Origin of the sequence: Anoxybacillus ayderensis, from assembly GCF_000833605.1 — a bacterium.
In the GTDB taxonomy this organism is placed as follows: domain Bacteria; phylum Bacillota; class Bacilli; order Bacillales; family Anoxybacillaceae; genus Anoxybacillus; species Anoxybacillus ayderensis.
Genome location: NZ_JXTG01000008.1, coordinates 44,977 through 62,058 on the forward strand (window position 1 = coordinate 44,977; position 17,082 = coordinate 62,058).

Consider the following 17,082-nt stretch of genomic DNA (forward strand, 5'->3'; position numbering starts at 1 on the left):
TTGCCATATTTCACCTCATGAAAGGGTAAATAGTTCACGTAATTGTTCGTTGGACAGTTCGGTAATCCACGTTTCACTTTGGATGAGCTGTTCATTGAGCGCTTGTTTTTTCTCAAGCATATCGTCGATTTTTTCTTCAATCGTCCCGGTTGTAATGAATTTATGCACATGAACAAATTTCGTTTGCCCGAGGCGATACGCTCGGTCTGTCGCTTGGTTTTCTACAGCCGGATTCCACCAACGGTCAAAATGAATGACGTGGTTGGCGGCTGTTAAGTTTAGACCTGTCCCGCCCGCTTTGAGCGATAAAATGAATATATGAAACTGCCCGTTTTGAAATTGTTCGATCATTTCATCGCGTGTTTGTTTCGGTGTGCTGCCGTTTAAAAAGACGACCGTTTCTTTCAAATGCGTAGAAAGAAGGTGTTGAATCATCTCGCCCATTTGAATGTACTGCGTAAAAATTAAACAACTTTCTCCGCTGTCGCGAATTTGCCCGACAAGTTCAAGCAGCTTTTCTACTTTATGCGATCGCTCGACGATTTGCTTCGGATGTTTTTCTTTTAAGTATAGTGCTGGATGGTTGCATAGTTGTTTTAAGCTGTTTAACATTTGTAAAATGATGCCGCGTCGCGCAAACCCATCGACTTGTTCGAGTTTTTCAAGCGACTGTTGCACAATTTGTTCGTATAAGGATGCTTGTTCGGCAGTGAGCGGGCAATATTCTTTTTGTTCGAGTTTATCAGGCAAGTCGAGCGCAATACGTTCGTCTGTTTTCGTTCGCCGCAATAAAAATGGACGAATGAGTTTTTGTAGTTTTTCCGTTGCTTGTGCGTCTCCGTTTTTTTCAATCGGCGTTGCAAAGCGACGTTGAAACTCTGTTTGTGAGCCTAAGTAGCCCGGGTTTAAAAAGTGGAAGATGCTCCAAAGTTCGTTTAGTCGATTTTCAATCGGTGTACCGGTGAGCGCAATTTTATGACGCCCTTTTAGTTTACGAATGGCACGCGCTTGTTTCGTTTGGGCATTTTTAATGTTTTGTGCTTCATCTAAACAAATGACATCCCAATCGATGCTTGCGAGGTCATCGAAATCTAAATGAGCCAAACTGTATGATGTAATGACAAGATCACAGCTTTTTGCTTTTTCGATAAACGTATCTCCATGTCCACGAGTGGATCCGTGATGAACGTAGACGGTTAAAGACGGAACGAATTGCTGACATTCTTTTTGCCAGTTGCCGATGACGCTCGTTGGACAAATAAGTAAAGCAGGGCCGTTTCGTTTCTCGTTTTCTTTCACATAGGCGAGATAGGCTAGCATTTGTATCGTTTTCCCAAGACCCATATCGTCTGCTAAACAGCCACCAAAACCGAGCTGGCGTAAAAAGACAAGCCAGTCGACGCCTCGCTGTTGGTATGGACGTAACGTGCCGTGGAACGTGCTCGGAATGGTGACGTTTGGGATATGGTCAATGTTTTTCATTTTTCGTACGAGCGTGGCAAACGGGCGATTCAGTTCAATGTCAATCGCTTCATCGTCTTCATGTTGTTCGTTTGTTTTTTCCGCGAGCGTTTGCATAAGTACGTCACGAATTGATAAACCTTCTTGTTTCGCTCGTTTCATCAGCTTTTGTACGTGTTGAATGACGGCAGGGTCAAGTTGTACCCATTGATCGCGAATGCGCACGAGGCGGCGCTTTTGTTCGACGAGTTCCGCGAATTGCTGCTCCGTCAGTTCGATGCCGTTTGTAGCGATACGCCAGTCGAAATCGACGAGTGCATCGAGTCCGAACACAGATGTTGCCGATGATTTCACGCGTGCTTTTACACGAAGGCGCGTTTGTTTGACGACTTCCCACCATTCCGGCACGATAACGCGAACGCCTGCTTCGGTGAGTTCGATTGTCGCTTCCACTAAAAAGCGCCACGCTTCTTCTTCGTTTAGTTGCGTGCGCAGCGCCCCATTTTCGCTCAGCCATGGAACGATCGTTTGCCAGCGTTGTTGAGCTCGTTCAATATGACTAGCGTACGCTTGCCAAGCTTTCGGCATATGCGGATACACGGTGATGTCGTTTGTTGCTGCGTCGATGAGCACCGTTTCAAGCGACCATGCTCCACCATCTTCCTCTGGTTCGTTTAAACGTATGGCGATGATAAATGGCGGGCGGTTTTTGTCCCAGCCAATTTCGGTGAGCCAGTCATGCTCGTCTATAAATGAAACGCTGTCGCTTGTTAGTAGCGGATATGTTTCAACGATTTGTTGCCACGTTTGTTTTAGCTCCACGTCCGATTGAATCCAGTCGTTTATTGCTTCGGAGCGCCACATCGCAACGAACGGATGATCTTCTTCTGTACCTTTCCAGCCGAATTGCCCTTTTTTCCATGTTTCAAAGTCAGGCATAAACTGCTTTTGTTCGATATGTCCCATGATTTGTTTTGCCCATGTTTGAAATTGTTTGCTTTGGTCATCCCATGCAACTTCGATCAATGCGCTCGTCGACGGATAGGCAAAAAACGTAAGCGCCTCCCATGGAGAAAGAAGAACGCCAATATGTGTCCCAATCGTCTCGATAGGGGCGAATGTGCCATAAAACGTTTCTTCATGCCATAAAAAAACGATGCCTCTCCAATTACTTGGGTGTGTATCGTCGCTATAAATGAAAAATTGTTTTTGTTCCTCAAGCCAGCGGCTTTGTAATTCCAGTTGCATCATATGAATTTCCCTTTCCGTAATAAATCTTGAAAGGCACGTAATCGTTTTGTTTGTTCAGCGAGTTTTGTAATATATGTTTCCCAGCGAGGCATTTGTTTTAAAGCACGGTAATGAGCCCGTAGTTTTCGTAAATGTTTGATCGCTTGTTCGTATGCGCTCCGATTTTTTTGTTCGATGTAATACATAATCGTTTGATGATAAAGCGGAAGAACGAGCGAACGATCCGCTTGTTCGACTGCTTTTAAATGGAGCGGATGAATCATATCGACGGTTGTTTTTTCAAGCATATATAATTCAATAAGCTCTTTCCATTTTTGTTCATCAAATAAGTAATCGATGTACGTATAAAAGCTGTACGGAAGCAGCCTTTGAAGAAGCTGTTCGTACCGTTCGGTTTGTTCATTTTTTGTAGCGATACGATATTGGACATAGGCAGATAGTACATGTTGAACAAACCACTCACGGTCACTTATATGAAGTGAATATAAGTACGTTTCCACATTTTGTTCGAGCCGATGAAACCAATCAGCTCCACGTTGAATTTGCTTTTTCGCAAATGACATATGCATAAAACGGACGATATGTCCTGTTGCTAAGTATGGAAACGGTTCAATGAGCTGATAAGCTTGCTGATCGTTTCCAAGCAAAAATGACACGTACGAAGCTGCGCCGATAAACGGTATTTTTTCTTCTACGGTTTGTTTCTTATTTAACTGCTCAATCGCCCATGTACATTCCTCTTGGCGATATGTTTCGTCGGTCAATACGGTTGTCCATATGATTTCGTATACATCTAATATTTGTCTAAAGTACGTTAATTCGCCCGACAATACGTTTCTTACGTATGGGATAGTAGCGTATAAAAGTTGTTCATGACTTTTTGTACGCGGTTTTTTTGCTAAATTTGTGAGTGCTTGTTGGACGGTTGAAGAAAATTGTTCCACATGTCGCTCTTGCATGATCGCGAAGTAGCCCCATGATTTTTGCGGAATATGAACAAGTTTAATAAATGTAAATAAGGCGGCATGGACATAATATAAATGGTCTAAAAACGATGCTTTAGATGTCGGACGTTCAAATGTTGGGAAAAACGATTGAACGAGCCTGCGCATATGTTCTTCTTCCGTTATATTGTATAGCGGGATGCGGCGATATTTTTCTTCAAACGATTGCCACCACGCGTCAACGATATTTGCGTTGTTTGACGTATTGCTTCTATTTTTCTCGTTTAGCTTCTGTTGCTGAACGGTTTGTTGTTTCACTTGTACGTCTTTTTGTGTTTCATTGCTTTCTGCTTTTTTTCGTTTTGTCGCTGGTTCTTTCCATGTTCTAATTAAATTCCCAACCGCATCAATTTGATTGTATGCATATAAAAATAACGCAACATTGTGCGGACATAGACCGACGGCTGTGCAAGTACACGATGAGCCCGCCACCTGCTTTAACCGAAAAGACGGCTCATATGTATGTCCCTTATCCGTTACTTTCCCTTTCAGCACATTGTCCTCGATCGTCACGTTATATACATGCCCGGTGCGATACAAATGCCATGCGCGTTTAATCATGTCGCTATGTTTTTTGTACGGTAGCAGCTTTATGACACGTTGAGCCGCTTTCGTCATCAACTCTTGCGGCAACATCGTCTGTAACATGACAGCATCTCCTTCTCTTAAATTTGTCCTTATTTTAGCATGCTCGCCGTTTGTTTACAAACGAGGGAAGTTAAAAAATGTTTTTAATGTTTGCTTATTTTGTAGCAAATCAGCAAGTGTATAATTGTCAAGTGTTTGTAAAAATGCTTGCAATGCTTCGTGAAGAATATGTTTCAACTGACAAACGGGTGTAATAACACAATCGTTTCCATGAGCGGCAAAGCATTCAACGAGAGATAAATTCTCTTCCGTTTGCCTAACGACAGCACCGATGCGAATGTCTTCTGGTTTTTTAGCGAGGCGAATGCCGCCGTTTCGCCCGCGAATCGTTTCAATAAGTCCGAGTTTTCCGAGGTCGTATACAATTTTACTTAAATGGTTTTCGGAAATGGAAAACGTGCGGGAAATTTCTTTAATGTTTGTTTTTTCACCTTCTTCTAACGTTCCTAAAAAGAGAAGAACACGCAACGCATATTCTGTATAGTTCGTTAACTGCATAATGTTTCACCTTTCATTTGTTATTTACTTTATATAGTAGCACATTCTTTCGTCTCGCCGTTATGTGATAAAAAACATGTATTTTATATATTGCTTTTTTGTTTTTTATATGATTCAATAAACATGTATATAAAATATATGTTTTTGGGGGATATGTGTGATGGGCGCAATAAAATCTTTATTAAGCGAACGTACAATTGAAATTATCAAATCAACGGTTCCTGTGTTAGAACAATATGGGGAACAAATTACACGGCGTTTTTATGAACTGATGTTTTCTAATCACCCGGAGTTATTGAACATTTTTAACCATGCTCACCAAAAGCAAGGGAGACAACAAAAGGCGTTGGCCGCATCTGTATATGCAGCAGCGAAGCATATTGATCGTTTAGAGGACATTTTGCCCGTTGTTAAACAAATTGGTCATAAACATCGTAGTTTAGGGGTAAAAAAGGAGCATTATCCGATCGTTGGTAAACATTTATTGATGGCGATTAAAGATGTACTTGGTGAAGCTGCGACAGATGAAGTGATTGAAGCATGGAGAGAAGCTTACGGCGTAATTGCTGATGTATTTATTCAAGTAGAACAACAAATGTACGATGAGGTAGCGAAAAAACAAGGAGGATGGGTTGATTTTCGTCCTTTTGTTGTGCAGAAAAAAGTGAAAGAAAGTGATGTTATCACATCATTTTATCTCGTTCCACAAGATGGAGGGGAAATAAGCGATTTTCTTCCAGGACAATATGTAAGTGTGAAAGTGCAAATTCCAAGCGAAAAATATACGCACATTCGTCAATATAGTTTATCGGATGTACCAGGGAAATCGCACTACCGTATAAGTGTAAAGCGGGAAGTTGAAACAGCACAAAAGCCTGCCGGTATTGTATCGAATTATTTACATGATCATGTAAAAGAAGGGGACGTGCTTGAATTAAGTGCACCAGCTGGTGATTTTACAATCGACATGAGCAAGGAAACTCCTGTTATATTCGTTAGCGGTGGCGTAGGTATTACACCATTATTAAGTATGGCGAAGTCAGTCGTAAAACAACAGCCAAATCGTTCAATCACTTTTATTTGTGCGGCAATCAATCGTCGCGTTCATGCATTTGATCAAGAGTTGCGCATGCTCGCAGAACAAACGAACGTATCTTATTATGTTTGTTATGAACAACCGTCAGAAGCTGACCGAACTCATCCGTATTTTAAGAAGGAAGGATTTATTGACGCTTCATTTATGCGGTCTGTTATCGAGCAAACGAATGTCGATGTATACATGTGCGGCCCAATTCCTTTTATGAAAACTGTCAAAGAAGCTCTGCAGCAATGTGGGGTGGCTGAGGAGCGGGTTCATTATGAATTTTTCGGTCCTGCTAGTCAGCTGTAACATGTTGTCCTTCCCAATTTGGGAGGGGCTTTTTTGTTGTGAAAAAGAGGAAAAAGAGATAGAATGGTGGGAAGATTTCCGTATATAGAAAGGGTCTGAATGATGACTAAAACAAATCGTATGATATGGTGGGGTCTTGTATTTGCATGGTGTGCGCTTATTTACTATTTTACCGAGTCTCCGCTATTTACCGGGGAACAAACGGCACAATGGGTTCGCTATTGGCTTGAATATGTTGGCATTCATACGAACCATCCTGTGAGCGACGGATTATTTTCATGGAATTTTATTGTTCGAAAATGTGCGCATATGACGGTATTTGGAACGTTTGCGTTTTTTGCATGGAAAGCGACAGCTTCTTATCGCTTCGCATGGTTGCTTACGCTCGTCTGTGCGATATTTGATGAATGGCACCAGTCGTTTCAACCGAACCGAACGGCCCTATTTTCTGACGTCATCATCGATATGATCGGGGCGACGATTGTGTTATGGATGGTTTGGAAGGCGAATAAGCGAGCATAAACGCTCGCTCGCTTATTCACTAGTTTTTTTCCACTTTGCGCTTCTTCCTTTACCAATTGGGGTGATTTTTTTTGCTTCTTTTAATTCGTTTAAGACGCGATTGATCGTTGCTTCACTAATGTCAGGACAGGCATGGCGAATCTCTTCTTTTGTAAAGTATCCAATTTTCCCTTCAATGAAATCTTTAATGCGCTTTCGTTTATTTCCGCGACTTGTTTCTACATAGCCCACACGCTCTTCAAGTTTTTTATATGCAGCAACGATAATCGATAAAAAGTAATGTAGCCAAGGAAAAATATCGTTTTTCCCTTCATGCCAATGGATTGATGAGCGCTTTAGCACGTCGTAATATGTTTCTTTGCTTTCTTCAATGAGCGTTTCAATACTAATGTAACGACCGACTTCGTACCCAAATTTGTATAATAAAAGAAGTGTTAATAAACGTGACATCCGTCCATTGCCGTCGTGGAATGGATGAATGCAAAGGAAATCTAAAATGAAGATGGCAATTGCGATCAATGGATGTACGTCACCTTTTTGAACGGTATCTTGAAAAGTCATACAGAGAAGGCGCATGTGCTCATCTGTTTGAAAAGCAGGTACGGGAATGAAACGAATAAACTTTTCCCCATTCGGCAACGTTTCGCTAATATAGTTATCTTGACTTTTCCATTCTCCTCCTTGTGAAGGGACATACTCGTATAAATCACGGTGTAGTTGTTTGATGATAGAAGGGGATATCGGAATGGCATCGGATGAGGCGTGGATCAGTTTTAACACGTTCCGATACCCAGCAATCTCCCCTTCCGATCGGTCCATCGGTAACGTCTGTCCTGCCATAATGCTTTTCAGCCGTTTATTTGTAATGATAATTCCTTCAATCGCATTTGATGATTTTGTGGATTGAATGATCGCTACATTTTTCAGCGTTTCGAGTATTTGAGGAGATTGCTTTTTGTATAAGTCTTGTTTCCCTTTGTATTCATCAATTTTTGTAAGTAGTTGAATCGTTTCCATGGAGTATGGGAGATGTTTCAATAGCTCGTAATTGTATATGCGCATCATATCACCTCGTTTATAAATGATTACATTTAATTATAACATAGTGAACCTATTTTTATAAAAATATACTCATTATAAAAAAAGAGAACGTTTCGTTTTAAGCGAAACGTTCGTCTGCAGGAAAGACAATGCCTGTTTGTTTTCGTGCTTCTTCCATAATTTTCATCGTTACGAGGGAACGAGCGTGTGAGTTGATCGTTGATTCCTTTTCTCCTCGTTCGATGAGCGTCATAAATTCAAGTGCCTCGTAGTACATTGGCTCATGCGGTTGCGGAACGCTTATATCTTCTGTACGCCCGTCGCGGTAATGAATATGGACGCGCGTGGGAGTATGAATCGTGTCGATCACGATTGTTCCTTCTTCCCCTTGAATTTCGGCAGGAGTATAAGAGTTTGCGATTTTTGAATACATAACAACCGCATCCATCTCACCGTAATCGAGTATAATGCTTCCTTCGCCATCTACTCCAGACGATAAGCGAACGCTATGCGCCTGAATCGACTTCGGTTCGCCAAATAAAACAACGAGCGGATATAAACAATATACGCCAAGATCCATTAATGCGCCGCTTGAAAAGGCAGGATGAAAGGCGTTGGTAATCGTTCCTTGCTTAAACGCATCGTAGCGCGAAGAATATTGGCAATAACTTGCGACGTAACGACGAATGCGCCCGATTTTCGGCAAGTGATGTTGAATGGCTTGAAAGTTTGGCAAGCACGTTGTTTTCATCGCTTCCATGAGCACGACATCGTTTTTTCTTACTGTTTCAATCATCGCTTTTACTTCTTTTACGTTAGAAGCGAGTGGCTTTTCACATATGACATGTTTGCCGTGATTCATAAGCACGATCGCTTGTTCGGCATGAAACGCGTTTGGGCTTGCGATATATACGGCATCAATATCATCGCTTGCGGCAAGCTCGTGTAAATTAGTAAACGTTTGCGTGGCCCCTGTTTTTTCGGCGAAAGCATCTGCCGTTTCTTTTTGGCGAGAATATACAGCTTGTAAATGAAATGACGGGACTTGTTTGGCGGCGCGAATAAACGCCTCTGTAATCCAGTTTGTTCCGATTGTCGCAAAGCGAATCATTCGTTTTCTCTCCCTTTGATGTATGTCCAACCGTCTTGTTGGTACACTTTGTTTTCTTTCATTAATCGTCCGAGCGCCCGTTTAAAGGCAGCTTTACTCATATGAAAGCGCGCTTGAATATCTTCGGGATCGCTTTTGTCACCATATGGCATCGCCCCACCGCGACTTTCGAGATATTGGTAAATCGTTTCGGCATCCGTTTGTAAACTTTCTTGTTTGCGAGGAAGGAGTGATACGTTCATCGTTCCGTCTTCTTTCACCGCGATGACGCGTCCTTCCACAAGTTCGCCAAGACGTGGCTCTCGTCTTCTTTGTGATTCGTGAATAAATCCGAGATAGCCAACGTCTGTGATGAGGAAAGAGCCAGCTTTGATGAGGCGATAAATGCGCCCGCGCACGTTTGTATTAAACGCAGAAGGTGGCGCAGGAACGCTTATTTGTTTCATCGTTTCTTCATCTGCCAGTTTAGCGAGCAGTCGCCCTCGTTTGTCCACTTGGAGTGAACAGTACAATTCATCTCCTTTTTCAGGCCAAAGCGTCGCAAGCGACGGTAAGTCGTCAATCGATAATAACATATCTTTTTCGATGCCGATATGAACGAAAACGCCTAATTGCGGCACAACATCGACCACTTCTACCCAACCGTATGACGATGTTGTAATGAGCGGTTTTTTCATCGTCGCGCGCATGCGTCCGTCGTGATCATGATATAAAAATACATGCACATCTTCCCCAATGTGTAATTCGCCTTCACATTGACTTTCATGAAGCAACGCCGTTTCTTTTCCGTCTGTGACGATATAACCGAACGGTTTTTGTTCTTTTACTTTCCATGTAACCATTTGTCCAATCATGTATCTCTTCCTTTTTTGTAAGTAGTTTATCCATTATTGTACATGATTAAAATGAAAGAGACAAAGGATGTATCTTGTTCCAGTTTGGCGTGATACAATAAAGAAAAAGAGATTGAGGTGAAGACGATGAATAAAGTAGCACGAAATGCGTTATGTCCGTGCGGAAGCGGGAAAAAGTATAAACATTGTTGCGGCAATAATGTCATTTCCATTCATAAGCTCGTCGATCAAGAAGTGGAACAGCATATGCACGATTTCATTCGCTATGCCGCTTTCGAACACGAGTCCTTTTTATATCAACATACAAAAGCATACATAAATCAAAAAGAACGAGATGAAGACGCGCTCATGATTTTCCGATTTTTTATTAGCGTGTGGGTCATGTTTTTTAAAAAAGATATGCGCGGCATGACGATTCTCGATTATTACTTAAGCACGATTCGGAAACATCACGTCCGCCCATCCGTGCTGTCTATTTTGACATCTTGGAAAGAAGCGTTTCCGTCATTTGTACAAATCGATCATATGGACGGTTCGTTTGCGTTCGGAACAGATCTCGTCACAGGCGAAACGAAACAAATTAAATTTTTAGATGAACATATTGATTACGATCTCGAAGTGGGACAAGTGATAACAGGCATTTTCGTTCCACATGGGCAATATACCACTTGTTTTTCAACATTTTTCCCGATGCCGATCGTGTTATCGAACGCTGTAACACATTTTGTACAAGAGCATTGCGAGCAATGTAACAACGACCGTCAACAATGGATCGAGCAATATCCATATATTTTTCAACAGTCGCTATCGCTTTCATTAATTGATACGGACGAGTTGTCACCGAAACATCAAGAAGTATTAACGATACTTGAACAAAAAGCAAACATTGACGATCGAAGCGTTCTTGATACTGCGCGTATTGTATGGCGCCAATATTGTCGCGCGAAAAACCCGAACATTCGCAAGCCGGAAGTGTATGCGGCTGCTTTGCATTACCTTCTTATAGAAACCGTTTTGCAAGAAGAATGGATGTCACAAAAACAGCTGGCGGAAATGTACGGCATATCAGCAAGCACGCTTTCGAAACGCATTGATGATTTATATATCGCTCTTGAAGATTTAGATTTCATGTTGGAAGAACAGATTGACGAATTAGCCGAAGCGCTTGGAGTAGATGAAGACTGGGACGATTGGGACGATGACGATTGGGACGATGACGATTGGGACGATGAAGATATATTCGAAGTATGTGAAGATTGCGATGAAGAATAAAGGGAGCGCGCGGCTCCCTTTATTATATGAGTTCGATTCCTTCTAAAATCATGCTGGCGAAAAAGCCGCTGATATGATGAAGCGCTTCGAGCACAGCTTTCGGATCTGCGTCGAAAAAATCTTTCATCATCGGTTGATTTTGTTCGTGAATGAAAGCGAAAATGAAATCTGTTTTGATGCGATTACTTAGTAACATAGGGCAATAGCTTAATTCTAGCTTTCTTTTCATATTTTCTTCGCCTTGTGCGTTGCTAAAATGTTTCCAATACACGTCGCGCAACGTTGGCAATTGTTGTTGAATTTTTTCATGCGCATCCGTTAGCCAAGCTTGTACGGCTTCAGCAGGTGGAAATTGTTTATTTAATAAAATAAGCTCAAATATTTTTTGTAAGGCAAAACTCGATTCCGTAGCAAAAGCGACATTCGTTAAAAGCAAATTCACATATTCTTCCTCATTTTTCGTTTCTAAACGCATGTTCATGAAAATTTCTAATATTTCTGAGTGTACTTTCGTTTTCGTCCAGTCTTTTGTCAGTTGTTGTACAAGTGCCATGACTGTCCGATTGACCGTATCATTTGTCCATTTTTCCATTGTGTACACAATCCTTTCTTTTATGTGTATGTATACCATTAGTTTACCAATGTTATGTCGAAGAAGAAATAGTCAATGTCATAGTCATGTGATATCATTAATAATGTTGTCGAACAATTGAATTGAAGGAGCGTTTTGTATGTCGTTTCAAACGGTTCATATACTCGGAGTCCCGTTTGTGCGCGCAACGATGGATGACATGGTTGCCATCGTTCATGAGCGCGTCAAACAACAAAAGCCGTGTTTTATCGTCACGGCCAATCCTGAAATTGTGATGAAAGCAAAAGAAGAACCAACATATATGGCAACGATTCAACAAGCAGATTATGTCGTTGCGGATGGGATTGGGGTTGTCAAGGCGGCCGAGCTGCTTGGCACCCCTTTGCCTGAGCGTGTCGCTGGCTACGATTTATTATGCCGATGCTTGCAGCTTGCGAATGAACACGAATATCGCGTATATATGATTGGCGCAAAAGAAGAAGTTGTACAAGCTGCCGCACAGCATATTCGAAACCACTATCCAAACGTTCATGTAGTTGGGGTACGCAACGGCTACTTTGATTGGAATGACAAAACGATTGTCGAAGAAGTGAAACAAGCGCAACCAGATTTCGTTTTTGTTGCATTAGGAATGGGAAAACAAGAGCAATGGATTGCGGAACATATAGGGATGGTAGGACGAGGTGTATGGATGGGAGTTGGCGGAAGTTTTGACGTGCTTGCTGGGGTGGTCAAACGCGCTCCCGAACTATGGATTCGCCTTCATTTAGAGTGGCTATATCGTTTATTGAAGCAGCCGACGCGGGCGAAACGAATGTTGGCGTTGCCGCGGTTTGCGTGGACGATTTTAAAACAAAAGGTTGTCGGAAAATGAGCCAGTCATTTGTCAAAGGGACGATCATTTTAACGATTGGGACGATTATTTCAAAAGTGCTTGGCAGCATTTTTCGCATCCCCCTGCAAAATATTGCAGGAGATAAAGTGCTTGGCATTTTTAGTCTCGTTTATCCGCTCTATATGGTCGCTTTAATTTTATCCGTTGCCGGTATTCCGATTGCCGTATCGAAGTTAATTTCCGAAGCGCGCGCTCGGCAAAAAGAAGAAGAGATGGCGCGACTTGTACAAACCGCAAGCTTATTGGCATTTAGCTTCGGTGTGCTCAGTTTTTCACTCCTTGCAGGCGGTTCATTTTGGATTGCGAAAGCGCTTGGCGGTCCAGAAGCGCGATTAGCCATTGTTGTCGTTTCCACGACGCTTCTCATCTCGCCGTATATGGCGGTATATCGCGGGTTTTTCCAAGGTCTTGAAAATATGAAACCGACCGCTGCTTCACAAGTGCTAGAACAATTCGTGCGCGTCGCTTTCATTTTACTTGTTGCTTTTTATATGGTTCAAGCTGCATATCGCGATGATATCGTTGCAGGGGGAATCATGATCGGCTCGCCGCTCGGTGCCTTAGCAAGTCTCATTTACTTACGTATATTATATGCCCGTTCCCCTAACCGTCCGAAACGCGTGAAGCTTTCGCGCGTGCAATGGGTGGAGACAAGCAAAACGATTTTAAAATTATCTATCCCGATTGCGTTTGGGGCGCTTGCGATGCCATTTTTAAATTTAGTTGATTCGCTTTCTGTTCCGATCGCCCTTCGTTGGTACGGAACAGCAGAGGGAGAGACGAGCTATTTATTTGGATTGTATAGCCGCGGAACAGCGCTCGTCCAAATTGCGACAGTGTTTTCATCTTCGCTCGTGCTTCCGCTTATTCCTTTGTTAAGTAAACAAATGGCAAAAGGGGAAGCGAGTTTAGCGCAGCAAACAGTTCAAAAATCGTTTGACCTATCACATTTTTTATCGTGGCCTATGGCAGCCGGCTTAGCTGGGTTGACCGTCCCTTTAAATATCGCTTTATTTACAAATAATGAAGGAAGCGCGACAATGGCGGTCGTATTAGCAAGTTCCGTATTTACGTCGCTTGCTTTGCTTGGAACAGGCATTTTGCAAGGGATTGGTGAGTCAAAACGCGCGGCAGCCATCATTTTAATCGGCTGTATCGTGAAATGGGGAACAAACGCCTTATTCGTTTCATTATATGGCTTAATTGGTGCCGGTATTTCGACATTGATTACATATGGGTTTATTACATGGGCGAATCATATGGCGATTCGTCGGCGCGTTTCGCTCGCTTTTTGGAGCCGAAAAGTCGTCGTGTATGTCGCTGCTTCTGTTATGATGGGAGTCGGTTTATTTTTCATTTCTCCAACGTGGGGACGACTCGCCTCCCTCGGTTACGTCACAGCTGCGACGGTCGCAGGCGGTTTATTTTACCTTGGGGTTGTGCTCGCACTCGGTGGTGTGACGCTTCAACAGTTTCGCCAATGGTTGAATCAAACGAAGAAGGGATGAATGATGTGAAAAAGTGGTTGTTGTTCATGATGGCCATTTCGCTTCTCCTTGTTGCTCCAGCGATTGGCAAGCGGCATGAAGCAGAGTGGAACAATCGAACGTATGAAATGATCATGCCATACGATGAAGTGGAAGTGTGGTTGCAAGAAGACGAAGAACAAGTATGGAAGCAACTAAAAGAAGCGGGGCTAACGACGGTCAGCGTTGAAGCAGAAACGCTTGATTCACTTGAAAAGTCCGGACGTGTGTTGCTATTCAGAATGGGGGAATGGAAACAGGCACTTGTGTTAGCAAATGAACATGTTGTGACGCCAGCGCGTGGCATCGTCGTTTATCCACTTGATGATACGTTTCCGACTGTTACATCTTTACAAGCGACATTTGGCGATGACATCAAAGCGATGCAAGTAAACGGGAAAACGTACTATATGATTGAAGGAAATGCGAAAAAAATCGAGCGCGTTCCCCTTGGATATGACGAAACGAAAATTTCTGACCTAATGACACGTGGTTTCATGGTCGTGCTTCGCATTCCAGATGCGCGCGATATGAATGAAGCGAGTGCACGTGTCCTTCAACAAGTAGAAACGTTAAAAAACGAACATATATCGAAACTGTTACCGACAGGGGAAGAAGTTGCTGGTTATCCGTCTGATGTTGAAAAATGGGGAAAAAGATGGAATGAAGCAGGATATGTTCTACTATCAACGGAGTTTTACGAAGCGAAAGGATTGACGACATTAGCGAAAGCGATGAATGTCCACGTCGTTCGTTTGCATAGTTTAAATTTAGAGCAACGTAAACCAGATGAAGCGGTAGATGTGGCGGTTCGCGCAGTAAAAGAACGAAATATTCGCGCGCTATTTATTCGTCCGTATACGTCATTAGATGAGCAGCAAAATATTGAAAAAACGATCACGGTAATGAAAAAAATTGTTCAACATATGCCAAATCACTATACGCTAGGCAACAGCGAACCGTTCGCACCGATTGAACGTTCCTATATGGCAACGATCGGATTTATTGTCGGGGCAGCTGCTTTCGTTTTTCTCGCTGTTCGCTCTCTCGTGTCACCGATCATTGCACCGCTTGCGGCAGGTGGGGCGCTCGTTTTAGGCATTGCAGGTACGGTGTTAGCAATTGATTTCGCTTTAAAAGCGCTAGCGTTGCTTGTGGCGATTGTCACGCCGATTTATGCAGCGAAGCCGTCTTCCGTTCGGGAAGGATGGCGCGGAACGATTACCGCATACGGCCGCGCGATTGCTATTTCATTTATCGGAATAAGCTGGATTGTGACGATGTTGTACGGAAATGAATATATGGCTTATGTCGGTGAAGGATTTCGTGGGGTGAAACTCGTTTACGTCGTGCCGCTCGTGGCAATGATTTTACTCGTATTACCATCGATCATCGGACAACCACTTATACCGTTTTTTAAAAAACTATGGAAGCAACCGATTACGATTGGACACGTCGTGCTTAGCATGTTTATCCTCGCTTTGCTTGCGTACTATGTCTTGCGCTCTGGCAATACGGGAACTGCAAGTGCGTTTGAGCTAGCAGCGAGACAAAAACTTGAAGAATGGTTGTACGTACGTCCCCGCACGAAAGAGTTTTTGCTCGGTTTTCCAGCGTACTTGCTTGCGTTATTTGTCATAAATAAGCAAAAAAAGCTAGGGGCTATTCTCCTTATCGTTGGAACGATCGGATGGCTATCGATGATCAATACATTTACTCATTTGCATATCCCACTATTTATTTCGTTTATTCGCACGGTATACAGTCTTGGGCTTGGATTCGTCATTGGCATCGTGCTTATTTACGTATATGAGTGGGCATGGAAAAAGGTGATAAGATGAACATCGTGTTATCTGGATATTACGGTTTTCATAACGTCGGTGATGAAGCGATTTTATATGCGATTATTCAAGCGCTCCGTGCGCATGATCCAAATGTGCAAGTGACCGTGCTTTCTAACGATCCTGCCTTTACAGAAAAAACGTATGGCGTTCATGCGGTGAACCGTTGGCGAATCGGTGATATCATTCAAGCCCTTCGTCATAGTGACGGCTTAATTAGCGGCGGGGGAAGTTTGCTTCAAGATCAAACGGGATGGCGCAGCATCCCGTACTATACAGGAATTATGCAAATTGCGAAATGGTTAGGCAAACCGGTCATGGTTTATGCACAAGGCATGGGCCCTGTCAACAAAAAGCAAAACCAGTGGCTCATGAAATGGACGCTTAATCAAGTCGATCGTCTAACGGTGCGCGATGAGCCGTCGGCGCAACTATTAAAAACGTTAGGTATTACAAAGCCGATCACCGTCGTGCCTGATCCGGTGATGGGGCTAAAGCCACCGACAACGCCAACCGTTTGGTGGCAACAACAGTCGTTTACACGTCCTGTCATCGCTGTTTCTGTGCGCGATTGGGCGCGCGGTCGCGATTTTGAAAGAAAAATGGCGATTGCGCTTGACCGTTCTGTCCAAGCAGGTTTTGACGTCGTATTCATCCCGATGCACGGACATCACGATGATGAAACGTCGCGGCGTGTGTTGGGAATGATGAAAGAGCGTGCTATCGTTGCCCCTCATGACGCAAGTATTGAAGAAAAAATGGCGATGATTGCAAGTGCGCACTTGCTCGTTGGGATGCGCTTGCACGCATTAATTTTTGCCGCTGTCGGTCAGACGCCGTTTATCGCTTTATCGTACGATCCGAAAATTGATGCGTTTGCCAACCAAGCGAATCAACCGGTGTTCGCTCACGTGGAAGATGATCACTGGGACGGCGAAGCACTATTTTCATATATTCAACAATGTATGAATAAACGAGAAGAGCGAAAAGAAGCAATGATTTATGCCGTTGCACCGCTTCAACAAACTGCGCAACAAACTGCGGCAGAAGCGCTCGCTTTGTTCCGAAAATAAAAATAGGTCGAATGACCTATTTTTATTTTTGTTATATAACTTTTACGAATCGTCTGATAAAATAGAAAACAATATAGACATATTGTTTTCGTAAGGAGCGTGA

The 17,082-nt window shown here is 43.0% G+C and carries 14 protein-coding genes; 7 read left to right on the top strand and 7 right to left on the bottom strand.

All coding sequences use genetic code 11. The annotated features are described in order from the left end of the window. Positions 1-15: 15 nt before the first annotated feature. The 3 genes from JV16_RS08720 to JV16_RS08730 are packed head-to-tail and all read right to left on the bottom strand — an operon-like array spanning position 16 to position 4,862. Positions 16-2,709, bottom strand: coding sequence for a DEAD/DEAH box helicase (locus JV16_RS08720; protein ID WP_420864989.1), 2,694 nt, complete (start codon positions 2,707-2,709; stop codon positions 16-18). Further along, the gene (locus tag JV16_RS08725; protein WP_042535294.1) at positions 2,709-4,364 is read right to left on the bottom strand and encodes an SWIM zinc finger family protein; all 1,656 of its coding nucleotides are present in this window, start codon (positions 4,362-4,364) and stop codon (positions 2,709-2,711) included. The genes JV16_RS08720 and JV16_RS08725 overlap by 1 nt, the downstream gene beginning before the upstream one ends. Positions 4,365-4,418: 54 nt before the next feature. After that, a complete protein-coding gene (locus tag JV16_RS08730) occupies positions 4,419-4,862 on the bottom strand; it encodes an Rrf2 family transcriptional regulator (RefSeq protein ID WP_042535296.1) in 444 nt (147 codons plus the stop codon). A 160-nt stretch (positions 4,863-5,022) separates the two neighbouring features. Here JV16_RS08730 and hmpA point away from each other — a divergent pair, with 160 nt between their 5' ends. Further along, positions 5,023-6,252: an NO-inducible flavohemoprotein gene (gene hmpA / locus JV16_RS08735; protein ID WP_042535298.1), complete on the top strand. Its 1,230-nt coding sequence runs from the start codon at positions 5,023-5,025 to the stop codon at positions 6,250-6,252. A gap of 102 nt (positions 6,253-6,354) precedes the next feature. Next, positions 6,355-6,774 carry a VanZ family protein gene (locus JV16_RS08740; RefSeq protein ID WP_042535360.1) on the top strand — a complete coding sequence of 140 codons (420 nt, stop codon included), beginning with the start codon at positions 6,355-6,357 and terminating at the stop codon, positions 6,772-6,774. A 12-nt stretch (positions 6,775-6,786) separates the two neighbouring features. Here JV16_RS08740 and JV16_RS08745 read toward each other — a convergent pair whose 3' ends face one another. The 3 genes from JV16_RS08745 to JV16_RS08755 all read right to left on the bottom strand — a co-directional run bounded on the left by JV16_RS08745 (position 6,787) and on the right by JV16_RS08755 (position 9,780). Beyond that, positions 6,787-7,839, bottom strand: coding sequence for a Fic family protein (locus tag JV16_RS08745; RefSeq protein ID WP_084220321.1), 1,053 nt, complete (start codon positions 7,837-7,839; stop codon positions 6,787-6,789). A 94-nt stretch (positions 7,840-7,933) separates the two neighbouring features. Further along, on the bottom strand, positions 7,934-8,926 hold the full coding sequence (locus tag JV16_RS08750) for a Gfo/Idh/MocA family protein (protein WP_042535302.1): 993 nt from the start codon (positions 8,924-8,926) through the stop codon (positions 7,934-7,936). Further along, the gene (locus tag JV16_RS08755; RefSeq protein WP_042535304.1) at positions 8,923-9,780 is read right to left on the bottom strand and encodes a CvfB family protein; all 858 of its coding nucleotides are present in this window, start codon (positions 9,778-9,780) and stop codon (positions 8,923-8,925) included. The genes JV16_RS08750 and JV16_RS08755 overlap by 4 nt, the downstream gene beginning before the upstream one ends. A 126-nt stretch (positions 9,781-9,906) precedes the next feature. On the opposite strand from JV16_RS08755, the gene JV16_RS08760 reads away from it, so the two are divergent. Then, positions 9,907-11,052 (top strand): SEC-C metal-binding domain-containing protein, encoded by a 1,146-nt coding sequence (locus JV16_RS08760; RefSeq protein ID WP_042535306.1) that lies wholly within the window; start codon positions 9,907-9,909, stop codon positions 11,050-11,052. Positions 11,053-11,074: 22 nt separating this feature from the next. Here JV16_RS08760 and JV16_RS08765 read toward each other — a convergent pair whose 3' ends face one another. Further along, on the bottom strand, positions 11,075-11,644 hold the full coding sequence (locus JV16_RS08765) for a hypothetical protein (protein WP_244463811.1): 570 nt from the start codon (positions 11,642-11,644) through the stop codon (positions 11,075-11,077). A gap of 139 nt (positions 11,645-11,783) precedes the next feature. Between JV16_RS08765 and JV16_RS08770 the strand changes: the two genes are divergently transcribed. Genes JV16_RS08770 through csaB form a run of 4 tightly spaced genes read left to right on the top strand, consistent with a single transcriptional unit; the run spans position 11,784 to position 16,979 of the window. Further along, positions 11,784-12,518, top strand: coding sequence for a WecB/TagA/CpsF family glycosyltransferase (locus JV16_RS08770; protein ID WP_021094686.1), 735 nt, complete (start codon positions 11,784-11,786; stop codon positions 12,516-12,518). Further along, positions 12,515-14,047: a putative polysaccharide biosynthesis protein gene (locus JV16_RS08775; protein ID WP_042535310.1), complete on the top strand. Its 1,533-nt coding sequence runs from the start codon at positions 12,515-12,517 to the stop codon at positions 14,045-14,047. The genes JV16_RS08770 and JV16_RS08775 overlap by 4 nt, the downstream gene beginning before the upstream one ends. Then, entirely contained in the window at positions 14,044-15,906 is a 1,863-nt protein-coding gene (locus tag JV16_RS08780) for a DUF5693 family protein (protein ID WP_244463815.1), read from the top strand. The genes JV16_RS08775 and JV16_RS08780 overlap by 4 nt, the downstream gene beginning before the upstream one ends. Then, positions 15,903-16,979: a polysaccharide pyruvyl transferase CsaB gene (csaB, locus tag JV16_RS08785; protein ID WP_042535314.1), complete on the top strand. Its 1,077-nt coding sequence runs from the start codon at positions 15,903-15,905 to the stop codon at positions 16,977-16,979. Before JV16_RS08780 ends, csaB begins: the two co-directional genes overlap by 4 nt. Positions 16,980-17,082: the final 103 nt, after the last annotated feature.